The sequence below is a fragment of the Burkholderia pyrrocinia genome (assembly GCF_003330765.1).
In the GTDB taxonomy this organism is placed as follows: Bacteria; Pseudomonadota; Gammaproteobacteria; order Burkholderiales; family Burkholderiaceae; genus Burkholderia; species Burkholderia pyrrocinia_B.
The window spans coordinates 1,779,758-1,801,486 of the sequence record NZ_CP024902.1 but is presented as its reverse complement, the minus strand read 5'-3'; the positions used below and the strand labels follow the sequence as shown (position 1 = coordinate 1,801,486).

The window sequence follows — 21,729 nt, the reverse complement described above, 5'->3', positions numbered from 1 at the left end:
ACCTCATTATTTTGACGTCAACGCGTCGTAGTCGGCCTGACACTGCTGGCCGGCAATGCCCCGCTCGTCAGCAATTCTTGCCAGCTCTCCCGCTCTCGCATCAGCCCGGACGAGCACGTCGGCGAGCAGATCGAGGGCGTCGCCGGTTGCCTGGCTTCCGGACGAAGCGGCGGAATGCCGCGCGCGCTCGACGAACCCGGCGACTTGCTTGCGCAGGCCGTCAGCAGCAGAAGCAGCGGCAGCAGCATCGGCGCGCGCCTGGTTACGTTGTTTCGCAGCATCTTCGGCATTTCCCTGTTGTTGGCGAGCGATCCGGTCGCTCTCATCACGTTCGCCAACGAGATTCCGGATTCGTTTCGCCTGTGTTTCGACGATGGTCGATTGATCAGCGTCGTGATGTCCTTTGAAGTAGCCCACGGCCGAACCGACGAACGTCGTCACAACGACGACAAGCCAAAATCGAGGATCGACCAGCATCACAGCCCCCGTTCGCACAACGCGCGCTCTTCCGCACGCCGCTTCACCAACCCGGGAAGTACTCGACCTCCGGCCGTCACCCACTGCGCACGCCCGTTGTCGGATTCGTTGATCGCACGGCATGCGCCTCGCCAATCGCCGCTGTTGAAGCGCTTCGCCGTCGTGCTGGCGCAGTACGCGCCGGCGCCGACGTTATAAGCGAAGCTCACCGCGGCCGCGAGCTGGTACGTGCGGCCCTTCAGGACCGGCGTGCACTTCAGTACCGGCTCGGCATGCTCGATGAGCCGCTGTTCGAGGCGTGTTCGACATTCTTCCGGCGTGAAGCGCTGGCCGGCGTGCACGTCCTTCGTGTCGCCGTTGCACGCCGTGATGATCCCGATCGGGTCCGGCCGCGCAATGAGCTCAAGCCCTTCGAACTTCGGGACCATGGAAAAAAGAAGGGCTGCCGCAGCAGCCCCCACAACACCCACAAGCGTCTTCTTCGGCACTTCAGCCATCGTGCTTCTCCATTTCCAAGATTCGCAATTCCGACTCGCGCTGCTCGCGACAGTCCTTCCGCCACATAAAAATTGCGTTCAGTCCGAATGTCGCAATCGCCGTCAAAATGCCAACGATCACGCCGATTTCCGTCAACGTCAGTGACGACGCAACGGCAGTAACGCTACCGACGTAGCTCGCGACTTCAGTAGGACTCGCTCGCATCGGTTCCTCATAATGAAAAAGCCGCCCGAAGGCGGCTTGTTGGATACCACGCGGAAACGCTTCGCAGTTTCGCTTCAGAACGCTGTCGCCTCATGTGAGGCAACGTTCCGCGCAATTTTCGGCCGACTCACGGCCGCCCAGCAGATACATCCATCACTGCCGGACGCGGCGTCCAAGCAGCGCAGACGCGCGGCCTAGAAGCGCGTCGATTCCACGCATCACCGCGCGCTTCATTGGGCCAGCAACGGGCTTCTCCACCACTACGTGCAAGACCAACGCAAACATGATCGTCGCAACGATAACACCCCAAAACATCTCATCCCTGCGCACGGTCACGCCCACCAAGTTGAACAGCATATAGCCGACGTTCTGATGGACGAGGTACATCGGATAGCTGACCGCTCCAAACCAGGCCCATCGCGTGCTCGTGAGCATTGGAACGCGCCGAAGTGCGAGCGCGAGCAGCACAGCAAAAAACGAAGTCATCGCGACAGCGACCGTGAGCGGATTCAAATCCAATCCGAAGTGCTCACTGAAGTACGGCAGAAGCTGAAGCTCGTGGTACAGCGACAGTGCCCACGCTGCACAAACAAGCGCGATACGTGATCGCGACAGCCCATGCGCGCGGATAAGGAAGCACGCCGCACCAGCGATGAAGAAGCCCGCGTAGTCTGTCACCAGGAAGGTCTTGAGCTTGATAAACGGAAATGTCTCCACAAGCACTGTGCCGATCAGCCACGCGAACAACCATCGCTCTGTTCGACCGATCTGACCGATGATGATCAGGATCGCGACCAATCGGTAGAACCGCAATTCCGCGCCGAGCGACCAATACGCACCGTCGATCGGATCCGCGCCAAATCCGCCGCCGAGCGTCAGCATGTTCACGAAGTATTGCGACCACGTCGCCGTGAAGCGATCCCCACCAATTGCGAGCGTTACGAGAAAGGTGATCGTGCAACAAACCCAAAACGCCGGTAATAGACGCGCTGCACGCGACGCAATGAAATTCTTGATGCTCGATTCGCCGGCCGTCATGAGGATGACGAAGCCGCTGATCATAAAAAACAGGTGCACTCCGAGGAAGCCGTATCGCGCAATCGGCTCCAGCGGCGGATAGTGCATGATGGTCAGGTCGTCGGCTGCGCAGCCCCGAAATGCATAGTGAAAAAATACGACAGCAAGTGCGGCAACGAACCGAAGCAAATCAAGCTCGGGGATTCGGGAAAGCTTCACGGTCTACCATTTTGAGATTTATTGGTTCTGCCACCGGCCAGTGGGCAGTTTAAATTCACGTCGGCCGGATTGTATCGTAGCTACGATATCCGGCCTGCCCGGCAATGAGCATGCTTAAGCCCGAGGCGCCTCCGGCCACTCTACGTTGAACGGGAACCCCGGCTGCGTCGGAATATCGCGCAACTTCTGACGATAGTCCACCCAAAGCGCAGCGTTCTCCTGCACAGCAGCCGGAGCGTCCGGTGGGACAGCGGTACGATTGTCAGAGTCGCGTAGGCACGCGTCGCGCTGCTCGCGGATGACAACCGCCCGAAACTCTGCCTCGTTGGCTGCAAATTTCTTGTGGATTGATTTGTCGTCCGGCTGCGGTTCGGTCCGCTTCCACGCTGCGATCCACGGCAGGCCCGTAAGCTCGCCTGTTTCCGGATCGAGCGGTTGGCCTACGAGAAAGTCAACGCCGTGCAGCGCACCCGGATACAACTTCTTGATCGTCGCAATCATATGATTGTGCAGGTAGGTGCATTCCATAAAGCCCCCTTACTGGTTACGGAGAACGACACCACGCAAATAGCAACGCGTGTTGTTCGCCTCCTTGCGCATGCCCATCATTACCCATGGGGCAGGGATGTCGATGGTATGCGCGCCGATGCCGATACCGATGTCCATAATTCCCCACTCGGCCACGCCCGAATCCCACTGCACGCGAGCACCTGCAACCGCCCGATTTTCGGAGCGGGCGTAGAGGTCATCGAGAATCGAGTTCAACCACGCACCACGGAAATTGCAGAGAAGGTTGCCGTCCGGTTGCAGAGTGGCCCCACCCACATGCAGGCTGCCCGCTTGCCACGTTTCGCCTGCGTCACTCATGTTCCACGGAACGCTGTTGTAAGCGTTGTTGATGATCTCGAGCCCGCCTCCATCTCTGGCCCGCAGGTACGTCGTCACGTTTTGACCCGGCCGGCGATTCTGAAGCGCCAGGTCGGCCTGCCATCCGTCGCGGCCGATCCATGGTCGGTCCTGAAGCCGCGGAGCTGCCATGCTGACGGCGTATCCCTGCACCCACTGTTGCGTCACATATCCGACGAGTTGCTTGGCGAGTGCGACGGCGCCGAAGTCGGTATTGTCGACAGTGACGAGCACGCCACTGCCATCCTTCGCCCAGCCGAGCTTTACGATATTCGGACCTTGCCCGATCCCTGTCCCTTGTTGAACCGGGGTATAGCCCAACGCATCCTGCTTCTTCGCCGTCGTCTGTGCGACGCGCAGCGGCGTCATCAACTTGGTGTTGTCCTTGCCCGCCTCTGCCTCGGCTTGGCTCGCGATCGAACCCGACACGGAATGCCTAGCGATCGCCAGAACCGCGTCACGCAATTGGGTCGTCGTCGCTTCATCGGGATTGATCCCCGCTTCACGCAGCACGTTGAGCACTTCGTCCGTCAGATCGTTCCCCCACTTCGACGGAATCAACGACCCGACCTGACCGGCGCCGGGATTCTCGTCGACGAACTTTCCATCCACAAGGCCGACACCCGGCACGCTCTTTGGATAATCCATCCCTATACCTCGTAGTCAAAAATCACCAACGTATGCGCGGGCGCGTGACGCCGGATGTAGCATTCGATGCCGATATTCGGGTTGCGCCCGAACCGCTCACCCCAAACGGTCACGCCCCACCGGCGACCGTCGCTGCGCCGCCGCCCCATGTGCATCGTCCAGATGTACTGCTGCGCCCAGGTGCCAAAGCGAGCAACGCCGAATCTCGACCGTCCAAACCGCGGCGCGCGGTGCTCCTCGATCCAGGCATCCGGATAGCCGTTATCACGTGCGAGTGATTCGAAATACGCGATGCGTTGACCACCAACGCCCAGCAATCGGTTCCGCACTTCGCGCTGCCGCTCTTCGAATGACTGCGCTGGCCCGAGACATTCGTCCGGCAACGCACAGATTCGCTCCCAATCGGGCACTAGCTCGCGCACCGTCGCCGCGTCCATCTCGTCGAGCAACACGCGAGCACGGGCATCGATGCGCAGGAATTCCGGCGCGAGGCCGGCGAGCACGCGGTGCACCTGCGGGGCGAGTTCATCGCTCCATGCCGGACCGGACGGTAGTAGCGCGCGTAGCATCTGCAGATAGTCCGCCTCGTCCTTCACTGCCATTTCACGGCTCCCATTACAGGAATCTCGTTAGGCTGCTGTGCAACGTCGCCGATCGGTTGCAGCAGCTTGTGATCACGCTCGCCGCGCGCACCGCTGATCGCCTGCCTGAGATGCGATTCAAGTACGGTCACTCCGAGGGCCCCCTCCCGCTCCAGCAAATCGGACAGGTTTTCCACGACAGCAGTGCGCGTTGCCTCATCATCCGGCGAAAGCCGAATATCGAAATCGATCGCTCGCGGCTTCGGCGCAAGCACGTATAACTCCGCCGTCACGGGGCGCTGACGCTCGATATACGCCTTCACCGTCGCACACGCTTGCTCATCCGGAACGGGGTTGAGATCGTCGTCGCGCATGAAAAACACGCCGACCGTGCCGAGCCCCATGTAGTGCGGCCGGCACCACGCCCGCGTAACGCCGGGCACCTCGAGCGCCCATGTCACGTAATCGTCTCCGTTCCCACCATCCGGCACGAGGCGATAGGATCGAATGACCCGTTGTCGCAATCGCTCGACCGACTCCTGATCCGTGCCGCCCGAAACTCCGGGATCAACGACAATGACGGTGTCCGACACGCCGACGACTGGTGAAATAAACCGCAACCGCACGCCGGCACCAATGTTGCCTGCGATCCCCGCATCCACTGCTCGCACCTGAACCTTCGCGGCTCCAGCTTGAATCGTCGCGGTCTCGACAACCACGTAGCGTCGCTGATCGTCGGCCTGCAGCAGGGCGCCCGCGTCGATGGTTTTCCCTTCAGCCCCGCTGGCAGCTACCAAGCCAGCCGCGGCAGCAGCATCTTTGCGCGGCACCGCGAGCCTCAGCCGGGCGTGGCGCAACAGCATTACCTCGTCGCACTCGTCAGGCAGAATTTGTCGCGCCGTCCATCCCAGATAGCCGTGCATTTCGTGACTGGCGCCCGAATGGACCCGCACAAGCGCGCGCTGATCTGAACGCCGGAGCGCCCCGTCAGCGTTGGACGTCAAATCACCGCCTACTCGCTCAATCAGTTCAGGAAGCGTCGGCAACGGAAAAGTCATCGAAAATTCTCCACATGTCGTCGTAGTTGATGGTGAGCGGCCCGTCGCGATCATCGGACAGGACAATCTCCCCGATCGCTCGCTCGGTTGCCGCGCGCCCCACACCAGTCGCTCGCTTCACGGTGACGCTGATTGCTGTCACGATTTCGTCGTCGAGCATCCATTGCAGCGCTTCGCGGCAGTATTCCTCGGCACGGCGCAACACTTCCGCGGTCAACACCTGCCGGCGCGACAGCCACAAGCGCGAGCCGATTCGATCACCTGCGACGTCAGGGAAACTGTCGCCCCACCATCCCATTCGTTCGTCGTCGTCGAGCGAATCGCCCGGTTCGGCCCGTCGCCACGTGAACAAGCTGATCTCGACCGCGCGCTGCAACATCGCTTCTCGAGCGTCGCTCATTGCATTTCTTCCGTAATGCCGCCTGTCTCTGCGTGGCGGTGCCGCGCCGTGCTCTTGCCGTTGACGATGACGTCGGGCGTGCGAATGGGCGCATCGAACGTCGCCGCCTCCTCCCCTGCCTCGCCGGCCAGTACCGCCATGCCGGATTGCGCGGTCAACCGCCCCTTTGCAACAACCTGCTCCGACGCCTCAACGATCGGCGAATTGAACTCGATTTTTTCGGAGGCATTGACCCGGAACGTTCCAGTTGTCAGCTCGGTGATGCGGCCGTTGCGCAGAATCAGGCTGTCGCCCTCGTTCGTGAAAATCGCGACCTCTCCGGGCTTAAGATTCAGCGGGCGAAACCGGCGATCGGCTACGACCAACGCCACACCGTGCGACGAATCGCCGCCGAGAAAACCGACGATTGTCTCGGCCCCCTCGATCGGATGCGATGTGAACCCATACGGTTCGAAATGCTCAACCCCATCCTTGACCCCGCCCGCCATCAACCGCGTCTGCAACGTTTGCATCTTCGACGCTGAATTCACGAGCGACACGACCCCGCGAACCAGCCATGCACCCAACTTGTTCATTGCTTTTCCCAATCTGCCGGCAGCAGAAATTCAAAGTTGTCCTTGCCTTTCTTCTTGCCCTTGACCTTTTTCCGCTTCGTCAATGGCTCGGCCGCAAATCCGTCCGGCGGGGCGACCGTCAACTTCGTGACCATCCCGCCCGTATTGCTTTGCGAATATTCGATTTCCACGATCAGCATGTCTCGATCGAAACCGACAATCGGATCGACGACACGCACGATCTGGTTGTGTCGCCAGATTTGGCCGTTCGACTGCCGCCAGCCCTGCACCTCGTAGGTTGTCGTCAGCGCCTTGCTGATCCGGTTCTCGCTTTCCCACTCAACGCGTAGCCGCGCGAGATTGGCCGTCATCTGGCCGGCCTCACGCATCACCATCGTCCGATGCCGCGCGATTCTCGGATCCGCCACACGCGCCTCGATCTCGCTGACCGCGATGCCGAACACCTCATCGGTTCCGCTGCGTTGCCCCTTGCACACGTACTCGGAGAACACTTGAGAAAAATCGAGCGGCGCATCGCCACCCTTGATGTTGACGCCCACCTCGAGCTTGTCGGACGCCTTGCCCGCGCTCCCCGGCTCGGCGATGACCAGGCGCCCGCGCTCGTCGTCGGTCGACAACAACCGCGACAACCGCAATAGCCGGTCGATCGAATCGAAGACCGTTTCACCGGGCTCGATCGTGTGATCGGCCAGCGTTCCCGCATCCCCCGACTCGTCGACGACTTTCACGCCGTAGGGCGCGGCCAGCGCCTCGACGATCCGGCCCACGCCCTGACCGCGCCACTGCGACGGCTTGTTGTCCGCCCCGCAGTCGACAAGATCAGCTGTCAGCGACCGGCCGGCGATACCGCACGTAAGCGATACGGCGTCGTACCGGATCGGAGTCGAGAACACGTATCCCGTCAGCACAAGATCGGACCCGATACGGACCTCGCATCGGTCGCCCTGCTTGACTTGCCTCGGCACGTCGCCGCTACCAGGCCACTTCCATGTGATCGCGAGCTCGAAATCGCGCGCTTGCCGTTCGATACCCGCCGAGATACGCACGTCGGTCCATCCCGCAAAATCGAGCCCGTTGACGGTCAACGTCACGGTATTGGATTTGTCAGCCATTTATCGAGAAAGAATCTTCAGTGGCACGGTCGGCAAGAAGCCGGGATGCGCGACCCGGTTGCGCATCACAACCTCGTCGCCGCGCGCCGCGTCTCCGTATCGGCGGTACGCGAGCACGAGCGCCGGCACCGCCTCCAGCGGCGTTAGCGTCACCAGACCGACACCTTCGCGCGCGACCTTCGTCAAATGCTGCGCGACCTTCACGCGGCTGTTTGTCAACGCCTGGAAATGTTCACGGGGCGCGGTCATTCCCTGCTGCCACATGGACTCGGAAACAACCTCTGCAAGGTCGCGCAGATCATCCGCGACGGGCACATCGATAGCGGGCGCCGGATTGGCGATCTGCACATCCAGCGCCGGCGCGCCCGCCGGCAACGTAGCCGGTGAGTAGGTCGGCAGTTCGCCGACATCGCGCACGACGTCCACCAGCAACACGTCCTGCACGAGATCGGCCGTCGCACCGAATAACTTGCTTGCCTCGCGCCCGCGCGGCAGCGGAATCTCATCCAGCGTCGAGATCGCCCCCACCTTGCCGAGCGCTTCGGAAATCGCATCCGCGTAACCGGCGGGGGCCACGCGCGAGACAAATGCCGGATCCGATGCGGAACGGAATCGATCCGCGATCGCGCCCGGCATTTCGACGAGTGTTTCGACGAAGCTCCGCACGCTGCCGAACAACACCGTGAACGGCGACGCATATCGATAGAGCACGTCGAAAATCGAACCGCCCTGCTGCATCAGACTATCGACCGTCACCTGCGCCAGATCGACCAACGCAACCGCATCGCGATAGCGGCTCAGCGCGGTATCGAGAAGCCCGTCCGCGCTGTCGAGCGCCTGCTTACCGGTGTTCGCCGCACCGTTCGGATACTTCAGATCCGGGGCGTCGTGAAACACCAGCGTAAAGCGGACCATCCCGCCGTCCGCCTTCACGTGCGTCATGTCGCACTCGCCGGACTGGACGCGCAGCGCGCCGAGCCACGGATGAATCAGCTCGCCCGGCCCCTCCTGCTCAAGCGCATCGAGCAATTTGTCGCGCTGATCGAGGCAATCGGAACCGATGACGAACGCGGTCATCGTGTATTCCCGAGTTTTCTTGCCGTTGTCCTCCGGATAACTGCTGTCCCGCCGCGGATATTCGTGCACAACGACGCGGCGCCCGACCGGCGTCTTGTCGTCGACAACCTTGAACGGCACGCCACGGAACGACGCCGGTCGCAATTTCTCACGCCAACTCATGATGACCTCATTGCGGCACGCCGGAGAGCGACCGATAGCCAACGCTCGGCGTCACGGACAGGCCCGGTTGATTCGTCTGCGCCTGCTCGACGCGCATCCCCGGCGGGGCACCATCGAACCGGATTTTCAGATCGCCCTGAAGCCGCGCGTTCGCCGCGCCCTGCTGCGCGAGTACGCCGCTCGCGAGACGCGCCGACTCTGTCGATACACCGGTTTGTTGCGCCAACGTCCAGTTTCGCAAACTCGCCGCGCCTGAGCGCAACACGTCACCCGTCGACGCGCTGCCGCCGTCGAAGCCAAGCTTTCCGCCGAGCCACTTCGCACCGCTCATCAGCGGCTCGATATAGGGCTTCACCCGGTCCCACAGCTGCGAGAACCACGTAACGATCGGCTCCCAGTTCTTGATGACGATGCCCAGCGGCGTGAAGTTGAAGAACATCTCCTTGATGCCCTCCCAGGCCGCTCCGATCACGATCTTCGTTGCGCCCCAGAGCGCCGACATAAATTCGGTAATCGGCCCCCAGTTCTCCGCGATAACCTGCACGAGTGGGAAGCTAAAAAACACATCCTTGATTCCGGCCCAAACCTTTTCGAAGAACGGCTCAACCTTCGACCAGTTCGCGATCAGAAATCCGGCCGCCAACGCAAGCACACGTACCGCCAGCCCGAGCGGCGTGAGGCTCGACACCGTCGTGAAAATCTTCATTGCGACGGTCGCGATCGCCGCGGCGCCACGCAATGCGATGAGGCCGGCAGCCGCGCCGAGCAACCCCTTGACGAGTTCCGGATTGTCTGTCGCGAACGCAGCGACACCGTCGGCAATCGGGCCGATGAACGCAAGAAACTCGTTCAGCGGCGGCAATACGACGTTGCCGACAGCAATGCCGATCGCCGTAAATCGATTCGACATCAACTGCAGGTTGTTCGCCGTCGTTGCCGCGCGCGCGTCGTATTCCTGCTGCATCGAGCCCGCATACAGCGTCGAATTTCCGACTTTCTCGAAATTCTTCTTGAGCAGATCGAGGTTCGTCAGCATCGGGGCAATCGCCTTGATCGACTCGCGACCGAACAATCCTTCGAGCACTGCGGTTTGCTTGACCTTGTCGACCTTGCTCACCGCCGACAGGACGCGTACGATCGTCCCCTGCGCATCCTTTTGCATGCCGGCCGCGACCGCCTTGGCGTCCATCCGCAACGCCTTGAAAATGCCTTGCTGCTTCTTCGATGCACTGCCGCCGGCCGTCAGCGCCAGCATGAAGTTCTGCATGCCAGTCGCGGCGACTTCTTCCTGTACGCCAACGCCGGCCAGCGTCGCACCCATCGCCGCGATCTGACCGCTCGCCATGCCGGCCACCGCACCGAGCGGGCCGATGCGCGTCACGATCGAGGAAATCTGACGTGCATTGGCCGGACCAGTGTTCCCGAGATAGTTAATCTTGTCCGCCAGCGAAACAACGTCGTCCTGCCCCATCTTGAACGCCGTTCGCCACTTCGCCATCATGTCTCCGGATTCTTCCGCCGTCTGATCGAAGGCGACGCCCATCTTCACAGCGTCTTCGGAAAACTGAGCGAGCTCGCTCTTGTCGATGCCTGCCTGGCCGCCAGCCGCCGTGATCTTCGCGATGTCGCGCGCAGCCATCGGCAAACGCTTCGACAGATCAAGCACGTCGTCGGACATCTTCTTGAACTGCTCGGGCGTATCGAAGTTGACGACCTTCTTCACGTCCGCCATGGACGACTCGAAGTCGATCGCCGCCTTCGTCGCCGCAATAATGGGCGCCGCGATGGCAACACCCGCCACCACGTCCTTAAACCCGATCTCGCCCAGTCCGTCCGCCTTCAGCCCCTTCCGGAAGCCCGCGATATTCTTCCGAATACCCTGGAGTGCCGGAGACAGCTTGTCGACGCCAGTAATCAGCGCTTTGAGTTGAAATTGGTCCGCCACGCTTACGTCTCCGGGACCGCACGACTAATGCGGTTCGCCTGTTCAAAATGCTCGAGAATGATCGAAATCGGGCGCGTCATTTCCTGCTCCGGATCGACGCGCCAGAAATGGGCGAGCTCGTAGACGCCACCAATCAGGTCGTCGGCGTCTGAGACGCCCGAGTCAAGAAAAAACCCGCGACCGTCCAGCAGATCGAGTTGAAGTCGACCAAGTCGATTTGATCGACCGACGACGGCGGAATACTCGCGAGGCGCGCGATGTACTGCGCGACGACGTCAGGGCGTACGTGCACGTTTTCCTCGCGATCTAGCGCATACGGCAGCGCCTTGATTGCCCGTACGTCCGCCGGGGTCGGCTCGCGCAGTTCCAACGCGTCCAGCGTCTCGCCGTGGGCGTCGATCGGCTTGCTCAATCGAATCTTCATTGCCACCGTCCTTTCACGCCGTTGAATTCCAGCGATGCCTTACCGTCATCGCCCGTTGCCGCTGGCTCCCCCACAATGTAGGCGCCGCTCAGCACGTACACACGACCATTCTTGAATTCCACCGTCACGACCATATCGTCGGCCGATTGAATTTTCGCGATCGGGAAGCTCTTCTCGAATACCGCGTCGACCTTCACGTACGGCACGCGGTCCTCTTCTTTATAGAGGCCCGGCAAAATGCTCTCGCGCTTAACATCCGACAGGGGGCACTCGACGCCGCCCGTCACTGAAAACTGCTCGCCATCCGCCTTCACATAGGCGGTCCCGGCGACCTTCTGACCCATATCGGTCTCCTGAAATGACAGCGGCCCGCACGATGGCGGGCCGCTCGGTTAGCGCTGTCGTCGACGCCGTCAGGCCGCCGCCGCTTCCGGATACTGCAAGCGGAACTGGTTCAACAGCCCGAAAATGCGCAGCTGGTTGATGTAGTCTGGCGGGAACAGCACGTCGATACGGTTCGGGTTCGACTTGTTGATCTCGACGATCAGGTATTGCGCGAACAGGTCGGCGTTTTCGACGATGCCAGCGAGCTCCAGTTCGTCGTACGCCGCGATCAACTCCGCGCGAATGATCTTCGGCGTTACGATCGCGGCGCCCGGCCCGAATCGCGTGCCGTCGACGGCCAGTTTGTGCCGACCGTACTTGCTCGTGATCCTCTGGCGCAGGAACCGCATTACGTACCCGGTGGTATGCAGCGTCTCAGAATCGAGATAGCTGTTGTCCGACTGCCCGTAGGCGTTGCGCTGGTACGTCGTCACCGCGCGCTCGATTCGCACCGAACCATCCGCGGAGTTCGTCGTCGCGATGCCACTCGTCAGCAACGACTGGCGCTCGTTCAGGATGAACCGCTTTCCCGGTCGAGCCGCGCCGATCCCGACAAGCAGCCCGGTTTGGGTCGGCCGCGCCGGATCGGCCGAGATGAACACAGCTTGCCGCGCGCCGAACGCCGCGGCCTGTTCCCACGACGGACGCGGCGAGTCGGGCTCGAACCCGTTGATCGTCATATGCTGATCGTTGCGCAGACGACCAGCGGCAACCAGTTGGCCCGGCGTACCACGGCGTGCCGAATAGACATGCCCGTACAACATCGACGACCACGCCCAGCGACCCGAAACGTCGTTCATCCATTCCGCGAACGCATCCAGCGACGTCGGATCCGTCCACGGCTGGCAGACGAACTCGAATTCTTCGTCGCCCACCACAGCCAGGATGTCAGCCAGTTCGGGCGAGCCCGCACCACCCGTCATCGGCGAAACCGTTGCGGTCAGCCCCGCAGGCAAACGCTCGTTCGCGGCCAAGCCGCCCCGATTGAATTCGACCGCGATGTCGTTGCCCGTATCGCCTTTCCACTTGCACGTCAGATCCAGTTTGACGCCCGCAATGGCAGCCCGCACCGGCATATTCGCCGTCCCGTTGACGGCGGCCACCAGCTGCAGCAGAACATCGGCGGCGACTGCACCACTCGCAACGGTCACGCGCACGCGTCGACCAGCGACGTAAAGCGAGAGCAGACCGGTCTCGGTCGCCGTGCCGATCAGTTCGATCGTGCTCTTCGCCGCCACGCCTTCGGCGACCTTCACCGCGATCCCCCACACTTCGCCAACAGGGTCGCCGCGGCGCCACATGTCGCTCATCGAAGCAAGCATCGACCCTTCACCAGCCAATGCAATCGCATCGCTCGTGCGCGATAGCAACGTGAGCGATGGCTCGTCGACTACGGCATCGTCGTTCGCCTGCCCGACGATCAGTCGGCGCAGCGTGTTGCCTCCCGTTGCCGCCGCCGAGTTGTCGATTTCAGCGTAGAACAACGGCACTGCGAGATCCGCGGGAATATTGTTGAAGCTGATCATCCCTTACTCCCTTTGGTTGCCTTGCCTTGAGCAGCGCCGCTCGGCGCTGCATAGGGCACATCGGCGGCGGCCGACTCGGCGATCGCGGCCGCGTCCGCGTCGCCCGTTTCAGCAATTTCAATTGCGTCGCCCGCCTGCACGCAGCGGCGCCAGTACACATTTCGCGGCACATCGCGCCCTTCGGCCGGCAGATCGTCACCGCGCAACGGGTCACGAACGATTCGCCCGTCCGCGGGCTTCACGCGCATGGTTTTTGTCATCGTTCATCCTTTAGCTCAACACGGAGCTCCATTTCGATCCGGCCGTCCGGGCCGGGCTTTTTCCGATTCGGATCCGCCATCGGGTCGATGGCGTCGACGTGAATGTCGACGCCCTGCAATGCCGGCAATTGATCCAGCATGTCCTCGTGCCAGGTCTCGGGATCGTCGTCGCTCCCGAGCGTCCACACCGCCGAAAAGCCGAACCGATAGAGAACGCGAAACCGGTCGGTCGACACGAGATCGCACCCCGTGTACTCGATCGGTTCGTAACAGTTGTCAGGCATCCATCCGACGAGCGCGCGCAGCAGTGCCGCGCGTACGTCATGCAGTTCGTCGGCCGCCGCCTGGCCCCGCTCGTTCCCCTGCTTGAGCGCAACGACAACGTCGAACTCGTCGGCAATTTCCTGCCTCGTCCCGTTCTGCAACTCGTTCGGTGCAGGATCGTCGCCGGTCATCACGACGAACGCCGCGGGCATTTCCAGCTTTGCGCTTTCCTCCAGCGCTCCCCAATCGATGCCTCCGGACACTCGCCGCTCGAACAGCGGACAGAATTCGCGCACATGCGCGATCGTTGGCGATAGCTTCATGACACCTCAGCGGATCGTGAGTGCGCGGCGGTACACGTCGACGAGCAGCATACGAACCTCGCGCGTGCTGTCGTCCTTCGCATCCACCATGTAGTTGCCGCGCGGCTCGATACGCCAACTCGACGTACCGCGTGAACCGCGGCCACCACGAACGCCCGATTTGCGCCGCACGCCGTAGTACAAAAACGCCGAATAGAAATCGCGCATGCCGGCGACTTTCTGCGGCATGACCTTGACCATGAATCCCGAGCGCGAAACCTTCGTCTTGATCGACCGCTGAAGCCGTCCAGTTCGCCGAGCCGGATACCCCCCCGGCGCTGATCGACCACGGATCGCGACAAGCGCTTTCGCTCGGCGCTCGACGATGCGGCCGGCCTTGCGCATCCCTTTCCGAACCTCTCTCTTGTCGAAATCGATCGAGCGGTCAAATCCCTCAAAGCCGGAGATATGCAAAGCAATATCGGCATTACCTGCCATTTACCAGTTCCTCCACTTCGAGAACCGTAAAACGTCGTGCACCATTCACATCGCCGACACGTTTCACTCGGAATACCCGATCGCGATACACCACCTCGTAGTCGTTCGTGACGCCATCGAGGTGTCTCAGGTAAATTCGGTGAGTAACCTTTTCGTCGATCTGCACGCTGCCGCTGTACACAGCCGCGCCGACCGGCTCGATCTTCGCCCAGCGCGGCTTTCGCTCCGGAAATTCGGACGCAAGCTCGGCATCGCGATAGGGATAGTCCCGGCGCTCGCGAAGCTGCACTCGCCGATCAAGGTCACCGATTCGTGGAATACGCATCAGAACCTCGGGGGAACGGTGATTGGATTAAGAAGCGCGTCCGCAAACCCGCCCGGCATAGCCACGACAGACTGCCCCGACGAGAAGAGTTCCCGGTTCTCGTATGCCCAAGCCGCCGCAAGAAGCATCCACGAGCGAACCGACGGAAAGCGATCGAGATCAATGCCCGCCCGATATGTGAGCGTTGGCGCGCCGACTGCCGGCCAATGACCGCTAACCGGCGCAAGAAGCGTCTCGCGCCCCAATTGAATTAGCTCGAATTGCGCTTCGCTTAGCGTCGAACGCTCACCGGACATGGAACGAATTGCTACCGCGTCCATAGCGAAGACTTGCCCGACGGACAGTGAGATCTCGTCTTTCGGGAAAGATCCAAGCCGCTCGAGATAGCGCGCCTTACGGATCGCCGCGCCCGACCTGCTTTCGGCCGCTTGGCGCACACCGGGAATCACCACTTGTTCGATGAACTCACGCTCATCGTCGTCATCAATTCGGCATTGTGAGGCGACGTCCTCGAAGGTAAGCGGCTCAGCCTCGTTCACATATTCGACGAGAACAGCGCCCATACCGGCTTACCCCTTCGCCGCAGCCGACTTGGAAACTTCAGCCTTCGGCGGTGTTTTCGCCTCCTTCGTCTCCGGCCCGTGCGCCTGGGCAATCTGCGCCTCGACGAGCCTGTCTGCATGCTCGTCCTCGAACCCGGCGACGTCGCCCGGCGTGTACTGCGCGTAATGCCGCTTGAACTTGACCACCTTCATCCTTTTCTCCCGTATGCGGCCCGCCCACGAACGGGTGGGCCGCGCAGTTGCAGAGCCGCTTACGCGCCCCAGGTCACGCCGGTCAGCACGGAAATCGACTCCACATGGCGCGGGCCGAAGTCGTTCTTCGCGATCACGCGGATCAGCGTCTGGTCGCGCTGGAACGCGCTGATCATGTTGCCGTCGGCATCCTTGTAGGTCGCCTCCTTGCTGTAGTCGATTTCCAGCGTTTCTTCCTCGCCAATGAACACGTCGCCGAAATCGGTGAAATAGATTTCCGACTCGTTCGCACCTTCGCCGAGATTGATCGGCACCTGCGTCGTCTTGCCGACCGGGTAGCCTTTCAGCATGCCGTTGGCGAGTTCCGGATAGACCTTGTTGCCGTTGCCATCGCGCAGGCCTTCGAGGAACCGGAACGTTCGCGGCGCCATGATCCAGCCGGGCTGCGTCAAATTGGCGTCGGCGTTTTCGAGCGCGAGAATTGCCTTGCCGAGATCCGTTTCGATCTTCTGCAGCGTCGAACCGTCGCTGGCGGTGATGACGTTGCTGGCGAGCGCCCAGAAGCGCAGGCCCTTCGGTGTGTTTGCCGTACCGTCGTCGCGAATGAACGCCTTGTCTTCGCGCGCACCGATCGCGGAAGTGAGATCGCCGACCACGATCTGATCGACATTCGGATTCACGCCGGCATACTTGATGAGATCGTTCGCAATGGGCACTAGCGCGGCCATCTTCTTCGCCGTCAGCTTCAGATCGTCGAACTGTTGATGCGTCGTCGGGATATCGCTGTCCGCGCCGATGTAGCCGACGATAGCGCCACCCTTCAGGCGCGGGATGGTGATGTTGCCGTTCGACAGCGGCAGCGTGCGCGCGCCGAGCTTGCGAACGACGGACTTAGGACGCAACAGCTCGATGACCTCGCTCGACAGGTTCTCCGGCACAAGGACACCACCCGCACTCGAAGTGAGGGTGTTCAGCGACATGGCCACTTCCTCGCCGAAGCCGCGCTCGATCGCCAGCTTCGATGCGAGCTGTGCGTCACCTCGGGCCGCTGCGAGCGCGCGTACCATGCGCGCCATCTTTGCGCCTTTCACTTCCGGCGCCTTCGGTTGTGCCGGCACGGCTGCGGCACCCGGTGCAGCGACTGCGGCCGGCGTCGGATCGACCGGAACCGCAGCCGCCGCAGCCATACGCTCCGCAGCTTCTGCGCGCTCGATCTGCGAACTCACATCGTTGAATTTCGAGCTGAGCTGATCGAATTCAGCTTGCTGCTCGACCGAAAGCGCCGTACCGCCAGCCTCGATCTGTGCCAGCGACTGCACTCGCTGGTTGATGGCTGCGCGTTCGCGGCGAAGTTCATTGATATTCACTACTCTTCTCCAAAAAAAATGCCACCCGAAGGTGGCAGTGCTCAACCGAGACGCGAACGCACTCCGGTGTTGATCGTGAACAATCCGATTTTTTGCGACTGGCTACATCATGGTCCGCATATTCATTGCGGCTGCGCGAGCCGAAACGCTACGTCTCGCGTTCACGCCTTGACGGTCGGCACGAGACGCGCGCACTTCGGCAGCAATTCGGTTGATCGCTGCCTGCGGCGTCTCAACGCTATCCGCAAGCCCAGCTTCGACGCCTTGCTTGCCGAAGAAGATACCGGCCTGAGTGTCCTTCACCGCTTGCGTGCTCAAGCCCCGGAAGTTCGCGATCGCGTCGACAAACTGCGTATAGCTGTTTTGCACCATGCTAGTGAGGAACGTCAGCGACTGGTCGCTCAGCGGTTCATGAGGCGTGAGATCGTTCTTGTGATCCCCGGCAAATACCGACGTCACCTTGATCCCCTGCTGTTCGTCACGCTTCGAGACGTCGAGATGGTTGGCGATCACGCCAATAGACCCGACGCCCGAGGTGCGACTGACGATCACATTCGACGCCGCAGCGGCAATCAGATAGCCGCCCGAGAAGGCCGAGAAGTTGACGATCGCCGTGATCGGTTTCACAAGCGAGGCAGCACGGATGTCGTCGGCCAACTCGAACGCGCCGGTTGCACTGCCGCCGTTGCTGTCGATGTCGAGGACGATGTGCTCGACTGCCGGGTCCGCGACTGCCTGATGCACGGCAGATCGCAGGCCCTCATAGCTCGTCATCGGCTCGCACGGATTCATGTGCGCCGAGCGCGACACCAGGATCCCCGAGACGGGAATGATGTCCATGCCCGTCTCGGCGACCAGCGCGCGCCGGCGATCCGACGCAGCCGCCATCCGGGTGCCGCTGTCGTAGTCGTCGTCTTCCATGATCTTCGGCTGCACGCCGTTCACGGTCAGGTTGACGATGTTCAGGTTGAGTGCCTGATTCGCCCACTGCACAGCGAGCGACATCATCGGGTCCGTGACGAGCTGCGGCTGATTGAAAATCAGACTTGCCAGTCTGAGGTGCGGTTTCAAGATAGGATCCTCCCAATATCGTCGATTGCCGCTTTCGTCGGCTCCGTTTTGCCGACAGGAAGCTGCTGCGGCTTCGACGCGTCGACCATGTTCATCGGGCTCAGGTAGATGTCGCCGCCCTTGACCGGCGGCATGTTCTCAAGCCGGCGAATGTCGTTAATCGACAGCCAGCCCCACTGACGCCCGACCGCATACGCGGCATAGCGCGACGACTGGTCGCCTCGCAGCAGCCCCGCGAGGTTGTATTCGATGAAATACTGCTTACGTTCCGACGGCAGCAGCAGATCGCGCGTCTTCGCCTGCTCGTGCCGCTTCACCCACGGCAACAGGGTGTAGATGACGAACTGAATTTCCTGATGCTCGATGTTGCTGAACGTGGCCCGCTCCAGTTCGTTCACCATGTGAGCCGGAATCTTGTAGATCCGCGCAATATCGAGCGCCGAAAGGCGCAACGCTTCGATCAGCGCTGCGTCGACGTTCGTCATCGACAGCGGCTTGAACGTCATGCCTTCTTGCAGAAGCGCGACCTTCTTTGCGTTTCCAGAGCCCCCGAACTTCGCATTCCAGCCATCCGTGATTCGATCCACGCTGGCCTGGTCCTTCAGCGCCGGGCTTTCCTTCGGTCGCTCGATCACCCCAGACAGCACCGTACCGTTCATGAACGACTTTCCCGCGTACTGCTGGATCGCCTGTGCGTGCCCGATCGCGTTCGCATGAAGCATGACGGGAGACAACCCCGTGTAACCGTTGATCGACATCCACCGGACATGGTGAACGAGGCGTTGCGGCATCGGATCGGATCCGTAGACTCGATAGAACGGCTTCAGGTCCGCCCCCTTCATGACCGTCACCGCCTCGTTGTCCAACGGATACAGCCCCTGGATCACTCCATCCTGATCGCGGTCGATGAAGCTGTAGCTGTTGCCGCGAAGACCTACTGCGACCTGCGACTGCTCTTGATACTCAAAGGGCGTCTGCCACGGGTTCGGCTCGTATTTCAGGATCGAATAGAGCGGGTGATCGGTCGCCGGCTTCCTGTCATCGCCGGACCGCTCATACAGCTCGATCGGCAACTGCGCGATGCTCTCCGAAAGCAGCGTTACGCAGTTTTGCAGGACCGTCAGTGACAGTGCGCTTGCCGGAGTGACCACTTGGCCGGAGTCCGATCGCGAGCTACCGAGCAGAGCCGACACCCACCCGCCGGAACCCATCTGCGTCTGACCGAGGTTGGACAGCAATTGCCTACTGAAGAACATCGGGCTACTCCTTCGACTCAACAACGCGCGCAGCGCGCGCCGCCGCCAGATCCGCAAGGAACGCCCACAACAGCAGCAGGACTCCCGCAACGATGAGCCCGATCGGAAGGCTGATCAGCACCACGCCTGTCACCAGCAGCGCAAACCCGAGCAGGCCGGCCACCCAGGCCGCAATACCAATTGAATTCAAACACCCACTCCTTGATCGTAGATCGACTCGGAATCGACGCGATCAGCCAGCATTGCGCGCCCCACCGCCATGATCAGCGCGACGGCGCCGTCGATTTTGTTGTCGTTGCCCTGCTTGATCGGGCGCACCACGTCGTCGTTACCCGGCAGATTCTTGCCGATGACGTTACTGATGCACCACGTCATGATCGGGTTGCCGTCGTGATGGAACCGGCCCGACGTAATTGCCGCCTCCAGTTCCTTCATCGGGTCCGACATGTTCGTGTAGTTCTGCACGATGGTGACCGGCGTCAGCCCCTCGTCCGCAAGCTGGTGCGACAGGTTCGTTGCGCCATGCGGATCGAGTGGCGTGCATTGAACCGGACACTGCCGGTTCGCATCCTTCGCCTCTTCCAGAATGTCGCGGTAGTCGATCTCAGCGCCATCCGTTTCGAGGAGAAAGCCCTGATTGACCCAAGCTTGATACCGCTCCGCCATCCGACGGTTTTCGGTGTTGCGCACGGTGTCCTCGGGCACCCAGAATCGCGGCGCAACGCAGAAGTAGTGCCGCCGCCCATCTACATCGCGCCAGAGAAGGCGGGCCATGCTGTTCAAGTCGAGCTTGCGCGCCATGTCGAGCGCAAGCACGCAATCGTGCCCCTCGAACTGATCGAGCGATAACGACGTGTGTTCGCAGGCTCGCCAGTCTTCGAGGTTGAAATAGCCTGCCTTGGCCGAAGTCCAGACGTTCAGGTGCTTCGTCTTGAATGTGTTCGTGAAGCGCGCCGACTTGATCGCGCGTTGCTGCTGGCTCTCCAGATACTCCTGATAGACCGAAATTCCAATATTCGGATTGGCTTTCGCCAGCACTCGCGGATCGGTCCAATCGTCCCCTTCATCGATCGTCCAAATCCAGCCGAAAAGCTCGTCATCGGGCACGGTCCCTTCGAGCATTTCGATCACCTGCCGACGCTTGTCGTAGCATGGCCCTTCGATGTTTGCGCCCGCAGTGGTGATGATGAACATCAGCGGCTGCCGACGCGCACCCATGCCGGTCAGCATGGTTTCGTACAACGCTGCGGTATCGTGCTCGTGGTACTCGTCAACTATCGAGCATGACGGCGACGCGCCGTCGCCCGGGTTGCCGATCAGCGGTTCGAAGCGGCTGCCGTCCTCAGGCTTGTTCATGTTCGAAGCATTCACCTCGATGTCGGCCGCATCGATCAACTCGGGCGACCGCTTCACCATCAGGCGCGCTGGGCGAAAAACCTCCCACGCTTGCTTTTCAGTCGTCGCGCCGGCATACACCTCAGCACCGAACTCGTCGTCGAGCACAAACATGCCAATGCCGACACCTGCCGCAATGACAGATTTGCCATTCTTCCGCGGCACCTCCCAGTAGCTCTCACGAAACCTGCGCTTTCCAGTGCGCTTGTTGAGCCAGCCGAACGTTGCCATCAGGCCGAACTTCTGCCAGGGCTCCAACGTTACAAGCTGCTTCTTGAATGCCCACTCGCCCTTCGTGTGCGGCAGCAGTTCAATCAGTTCGAGTTTGCGCTCAGCGGCTGCCGGATCGAACTTCCAGCGGAAATCCTTCTTTCGACTCGCCGCAAGGTCGTCAAGGTGGCGTTGGCAAGCGAGTTGCACATACCGGCAAGCGACTCGCTTGCCTCGAACGACTTCCCGCGCGAACTTGAGCCCCTGCTCTACGCGCGGGAAATTCGTCGCCATGTCTTCCAATCATTTGCCGAGCAGCTTCGCGAAAGGGTTGTCCGGAGTCTTCGGCTTTGCGCCAACCAGACGCTGCCTGCTCGCCGGGTCCAGCCCCAGCATTGCGCCGAAGCTGGCCATTTGCGCCGCCGCTTCCTTCACAACGGTCGCCGCCGGATTCTTCATCGGGCTACCTTGCGAACTGTCGACGACCGGGCCGTTACGGGTCAAATCCTCCTGGGCGGTACGCCAGTTTCCATAGGCTGCACAGAAGATTTCGACGATGTGCAGATCAGTCATCTGCAAGATTTTTTGACCGCAGAGCAGCGGCACGACACGCTCCCACATGTCCCGCGCCTCGCCGGAAATCCAATCCGGCGGCTCAATGTTCGAGACTAAGCCGAAATCCGGTTCATCCTTATTCAGAGCGCGTTTGCCGGGATTTCCAGCGGCGATTTTCCGGGCGGTCGGCTTGGGTTTTCTGCCCCGGCCCGGCACTGTCGCGATACCTCCCACTGGCCAACTCCTGAATTTTTAATT

Annotated in this window: 28 protein-coding genes; all 28 read right to left on the bottom strand. The window is 61.3% G+C overall.

Translation table 11 applies throughout. The features are described from left to right. Nucleotides 1-6: 6 nt before the first annotated feature. Nucleotides 7-480: a DUF2514 family protein gene (locus CUJ89_RS08720; RefSeq protein ID WP_114176973.1), complete on the bottom strand. Its 474-nt coding sequence runs from the start codon at nt 478-480 to the stop codon at nt 7-9. Further along, on the bottom strand, nt 477-974 hold the full coding sequence (locus CUJ89_RS08715) for a lysozyme (RefSeq protein WP_114176972.1): 498 nt from the start codon (nt 972-974) through the stop codon (nt 477-479). Before CUJ89_RS08715 ends, CUJ89_RS08720 begins: the two co-directional genes overlap by 4 nt. Next, entirely contained in the window at nt 967-1,179 is a 213-nt protein-coding gene (locus CUJ89_RS08710; RefSeq protein ID WP_114176971.1) for an HP1 family phage holin, read from the bottom strand. Before CUJ89_RS08710 ends, CUJ89_RS08715 begins: the two co-directional genes overlap by 8 nt. 153 nt (nt 1,180-1,332) lie before the next feature. After that, a complete protein-coding gene (locus CUJ89_RS08705; protein ID WP_236654936.1) occupies nt 1,333-2,415 on the bottom strand; it encodes an acyltransferase family protein in 1,083 nt (360 codons plus the stop codon). Nucleotides 2,416-2,529: 114 nt separating this feature from the next. After that, nucleotides 2,530-2,943, bottom strand: coding sequence for a tail fiber assembly protein (locus CUJ89_RS08700; protein ID WP_114176969.1), 414 nt, complete (start codon nt 2,941-2,943; stop codon nt 2,530-2,532). A 9-nt stretch (nt 2,944-2,952) separates the two neighbouring features. Next, entirely contained in the window at nt 2,953-3,969 is a 1,017-nt protein-coding gene (locus CUJ89_RS08695; protein WP_114176968.1) for a hypothetical protein, read from the bottom strand. A gap of 2 nt (nt 3,970-3,971) precedes the next feature. Further along, entirely contained in the window at nt 3,972-4,571 is a 600-nt protein-coding gene (locus CUJ89_RS08690; protein ID WP_114176967.1) for a YmfQ family protein, read from the bottom strand. Next, on the bottom strand, nt 4,562-5,608 hold the full coding sequence (locus CUJ89_RS08685) for a baseplate J/gp47 family protein (protein WP_114176966.1): 1,047 nt from the start codon (nt 5,606-5,608) through the stop codon (nt 4,562-4,564). Before CUJ89_RS08685 ends, CUJ89_RS08690 begins: the two co-directional genes overlap by 10 nt. Then, entirely contained in the window at nt 5,580-6,008 is a 429-nt protein-coding gene (locus tag CUJ89_RS08680) for a phage GP46 family protein (RefSeq protein WP_114176965.1), read from the bottom strand. Before CUJ89_RS08680 ends, CUJ89_RS08685 begins: the two co-directional genes overlap by 29 nt. Continuing rightward, nucleotides 6,005-6,583 (bottom strand): phage baseplate assembly protein V, encoded by a 579-nt coding sequence (locus CUJ89_RS08675; protein WP_114176964.1) that lies wholly within the window; start codon nt 6,581-6,583, stop codon nt 6,005-6,007. Before CUJ89_RS08675 ends, CUJ89_RS08680 begins: the two co-directional genes overlap by 4 nt. Further along, nucleotides 6,580-7,695, bottom strand: a complete 1,116-nt coding sequence (locus CUJ89_RS08670; protein WP_114176963.1) for a phage baseplate assembly protein — start codon at nt 7,693-7,695, stop codon at nt 6,580-6,582. Before CUJ89_RS08670 ends, CUJ89_RS08675 begins: the two co-directional genes overlap by 4 nt. Then, nucleotides 7,696-8,934: a DNA circularization protein gene (locus CUJ89_RS08665; protein WP_114176962.1), complete on the bottom strand. Its 1,239-nt coding sequence runs from the start codon at nt 8,932-8,934 to the stop codon at nt 7,696-7,698. A gap of 7 nt (nt 8,935-8,941) precedes the next feature. Continuing rightward, complete coding sequence (locus CUJ89_RS08660; RefSeq protein WP_114176961.1) at nt 8,942-10,879, bottom strand: phage tail tape measure protein; 1,938 nt, start codon at nt 10,877-10,879, stop codon at nt 8,942-8,944. A gap of 133 nt (nt 10,880-11,012) precedes the next feature. Beyond that, entirely contained in the window at nt 11,013-11,291 is a 279-nt protein-coding gene (locus tag CUJ89_RS08655; RefSeq protein ID WP_236654935.1) for a phage tail assembly protein, read from the bottom strand. Nucleotides 11,292-11,299: 8 nt separating this feature from the next. Continuing rightward, nucleotides 11,300-11,647 (bottom strand): phage tail tube protein, encoded by a 348-nt coding sequence (locus CUJ89_RS08650; RefSeq protein WP_114176959.1) that lies wholly within the window; start codon nt 11,645-11,647, stop codon nt 11,300-11,302. Nucleotides 11,648-11,716: 69 nt separating this feature from the next. Continuing rightward, the gene (locus CUJ89_RS08645; protein ID WP_114176958.1) at nt 11,717-13,213 is read right to left on the bottom strand and encodes a phage tail sheath subtilisin-like domain-containing protein; all 1,497 of its coding nucleotides are present in this window, start codon (nt 13,211-13,213) and stop codon (nt 11,717-11,719) included. After that, complete coding sequence (locus tag CUJ89_RS08640) at nt 13,210-13,473, bottom strand: DUF2635 domain-containing protein (protein WP_236654934.1); 264 nt, start codon at nt 13,471-13,473, stop codon at nt 13,210-13,212. Before CUJ89_RS08640 ends, CUJ89_RS08645 begins: the two co-directional genes overlap by 4 nt. Next, the gene (locus CUJ89_RS08635) at nt 13,470-14,060 is read right to left on the bottom strand and encodes a hypothetical protein (RefSeq protein WP_114176957.1); all 591 of its coding nucleotides are present in this window, start codon (nt 14,058-14,060) and stop codon (nt 13,470-13,472) included. The genes CUJ89_RS08640 and CUJ89_RS08635 overlap by 4 nt, the downstream gene beginning before the upstream one ends. 6 nt (nt 14,061-14,066) lie before the next feature. Then, the gene (locus tag CUJ89_RS08630; RefSeq protein ID WP_114176956.1) at nt 14,067-14,537 is read right to left on the bottom strand and encodes a hypothetical protein; all 471 of its coding nucleotides are present in this window, start codon (nt 14,535-14,537) and stop codon (nt 14,067-14,069) included. Beyond that, nucleotides 14,527-14,862, bottom strand: a complete 336-nt coding sequence (locus CUJ89_RS08625; protein ID WP_114176955.1) for a phage head closure protein — start codon at nt 14,860-14,862, stop codon at nt 14,527-14,529. The genes CUJ89_RS08630 and CUJ89_RS08625 overlap by 11 nt, the downstream gene beginning before the upstream one ends. Beyond that, nucleotides 14,862-15,425, bottom strand: coding sequence for a hypothetical protein (locus tag CUJ89_RS08620; protein WP_114176954.1), 564 nt, complete (start codon nt 15,423-15,425; stop codon nt 14,862-14,864). The genes CUJ89_RS08625 and CUJ89_RS08620 overlap by 1 nt, the downstream gene beginning before the upstream one ends. Nucleotides 15,426-15,431: 6 nt before the next feature. Next, the gene (locus CUJ89_RS08615) at nt 15,432-15,617 is read right to left on the bottom strand and encodes a hypothetical protein (RefSeq protein WP_114176953.1); all 186 of its coding nucleotides are present in this window, start codon (nt 15,615-15,617) and stop codon (nt 15,432-15,434) included. A gap of 59 nt (nt 15,618-15,676) precedes the next feature. Beyond that, nucleotides 15,677-16,984 (bottom strand): phage major capsid protein, encoded by a 1,308-nt coding sequence (locus CUJ89_RS08610; RefSeq protein WP_114176952.1) that lies wholly within the window; start codon nt 16,982-16,984, stop codon nt 15,677-15,679. Nucleotides 16,985-17,086: 102 nt separating this feature from the next. Then, entirely contained in the window at nt 17,087-18,055 is a 969-nt protein-coding gene (locus tag CUJ89_RS08605; protein ID WP_114176951.1) for a S49 family peptidase, read from the bottom strand. Further along, nucleotides 18,052-19,311: a phage portal protein gene (locus tag CUJ89_RS08600; protein ID WP_114176950.1), complete on the bottom strand. Its 1,260-nt coding sequence runs from the start codon at nt 19,309-19,311 to the stop codon at nt 18,052-18,054. Before CUJ89_RS08600 ends, CUJ89_RS08605 begins: the two co-directional genes overlap by 4 nt. 4 nt (nt 19,312-19,315) lie before the next feature. After that, nucleotides 19,316-19,501 (bottom strand): hypothetical protein, encoded by a 186-nt coding sequence (locus CUJ89_RS08595; protein ID WP_114176949.1) that lies wholly within the window; start codon nt 19,499-19,501, stop codon nt 19,316-19,318. Then, a complete protein-coding gene (locus CUJ89_RS08590; RefSeq protein WP_114176948.1) occupies nt 19,498-21,210 on the bottom strand; it encodes a terminase large subunit in 1,713 nt (570 codons plus the stop codon). Before CUJ89_RS08590 ends, CUJ89_RS08595 begins: the two co-directional genes overlap by 4 nt. A 9-nt stretch (nt 21,211-21,219) precedes the next feature. Beyond that, the gene (locus CUJ89_RS08585; protein ID WP_114176947.1) at nt 21,220-21,705 is read right to left on the bottom strand and encodes a phage terminase small subunit P27 family; all 486 of its coding nucleotides are present in this window, start codon (nt 21,703-21,705) and stop codon (nt 21,220-21,222) included. Between the last annotated feature and the right edge of the window lie 24 nt (nt 21,706-21,729).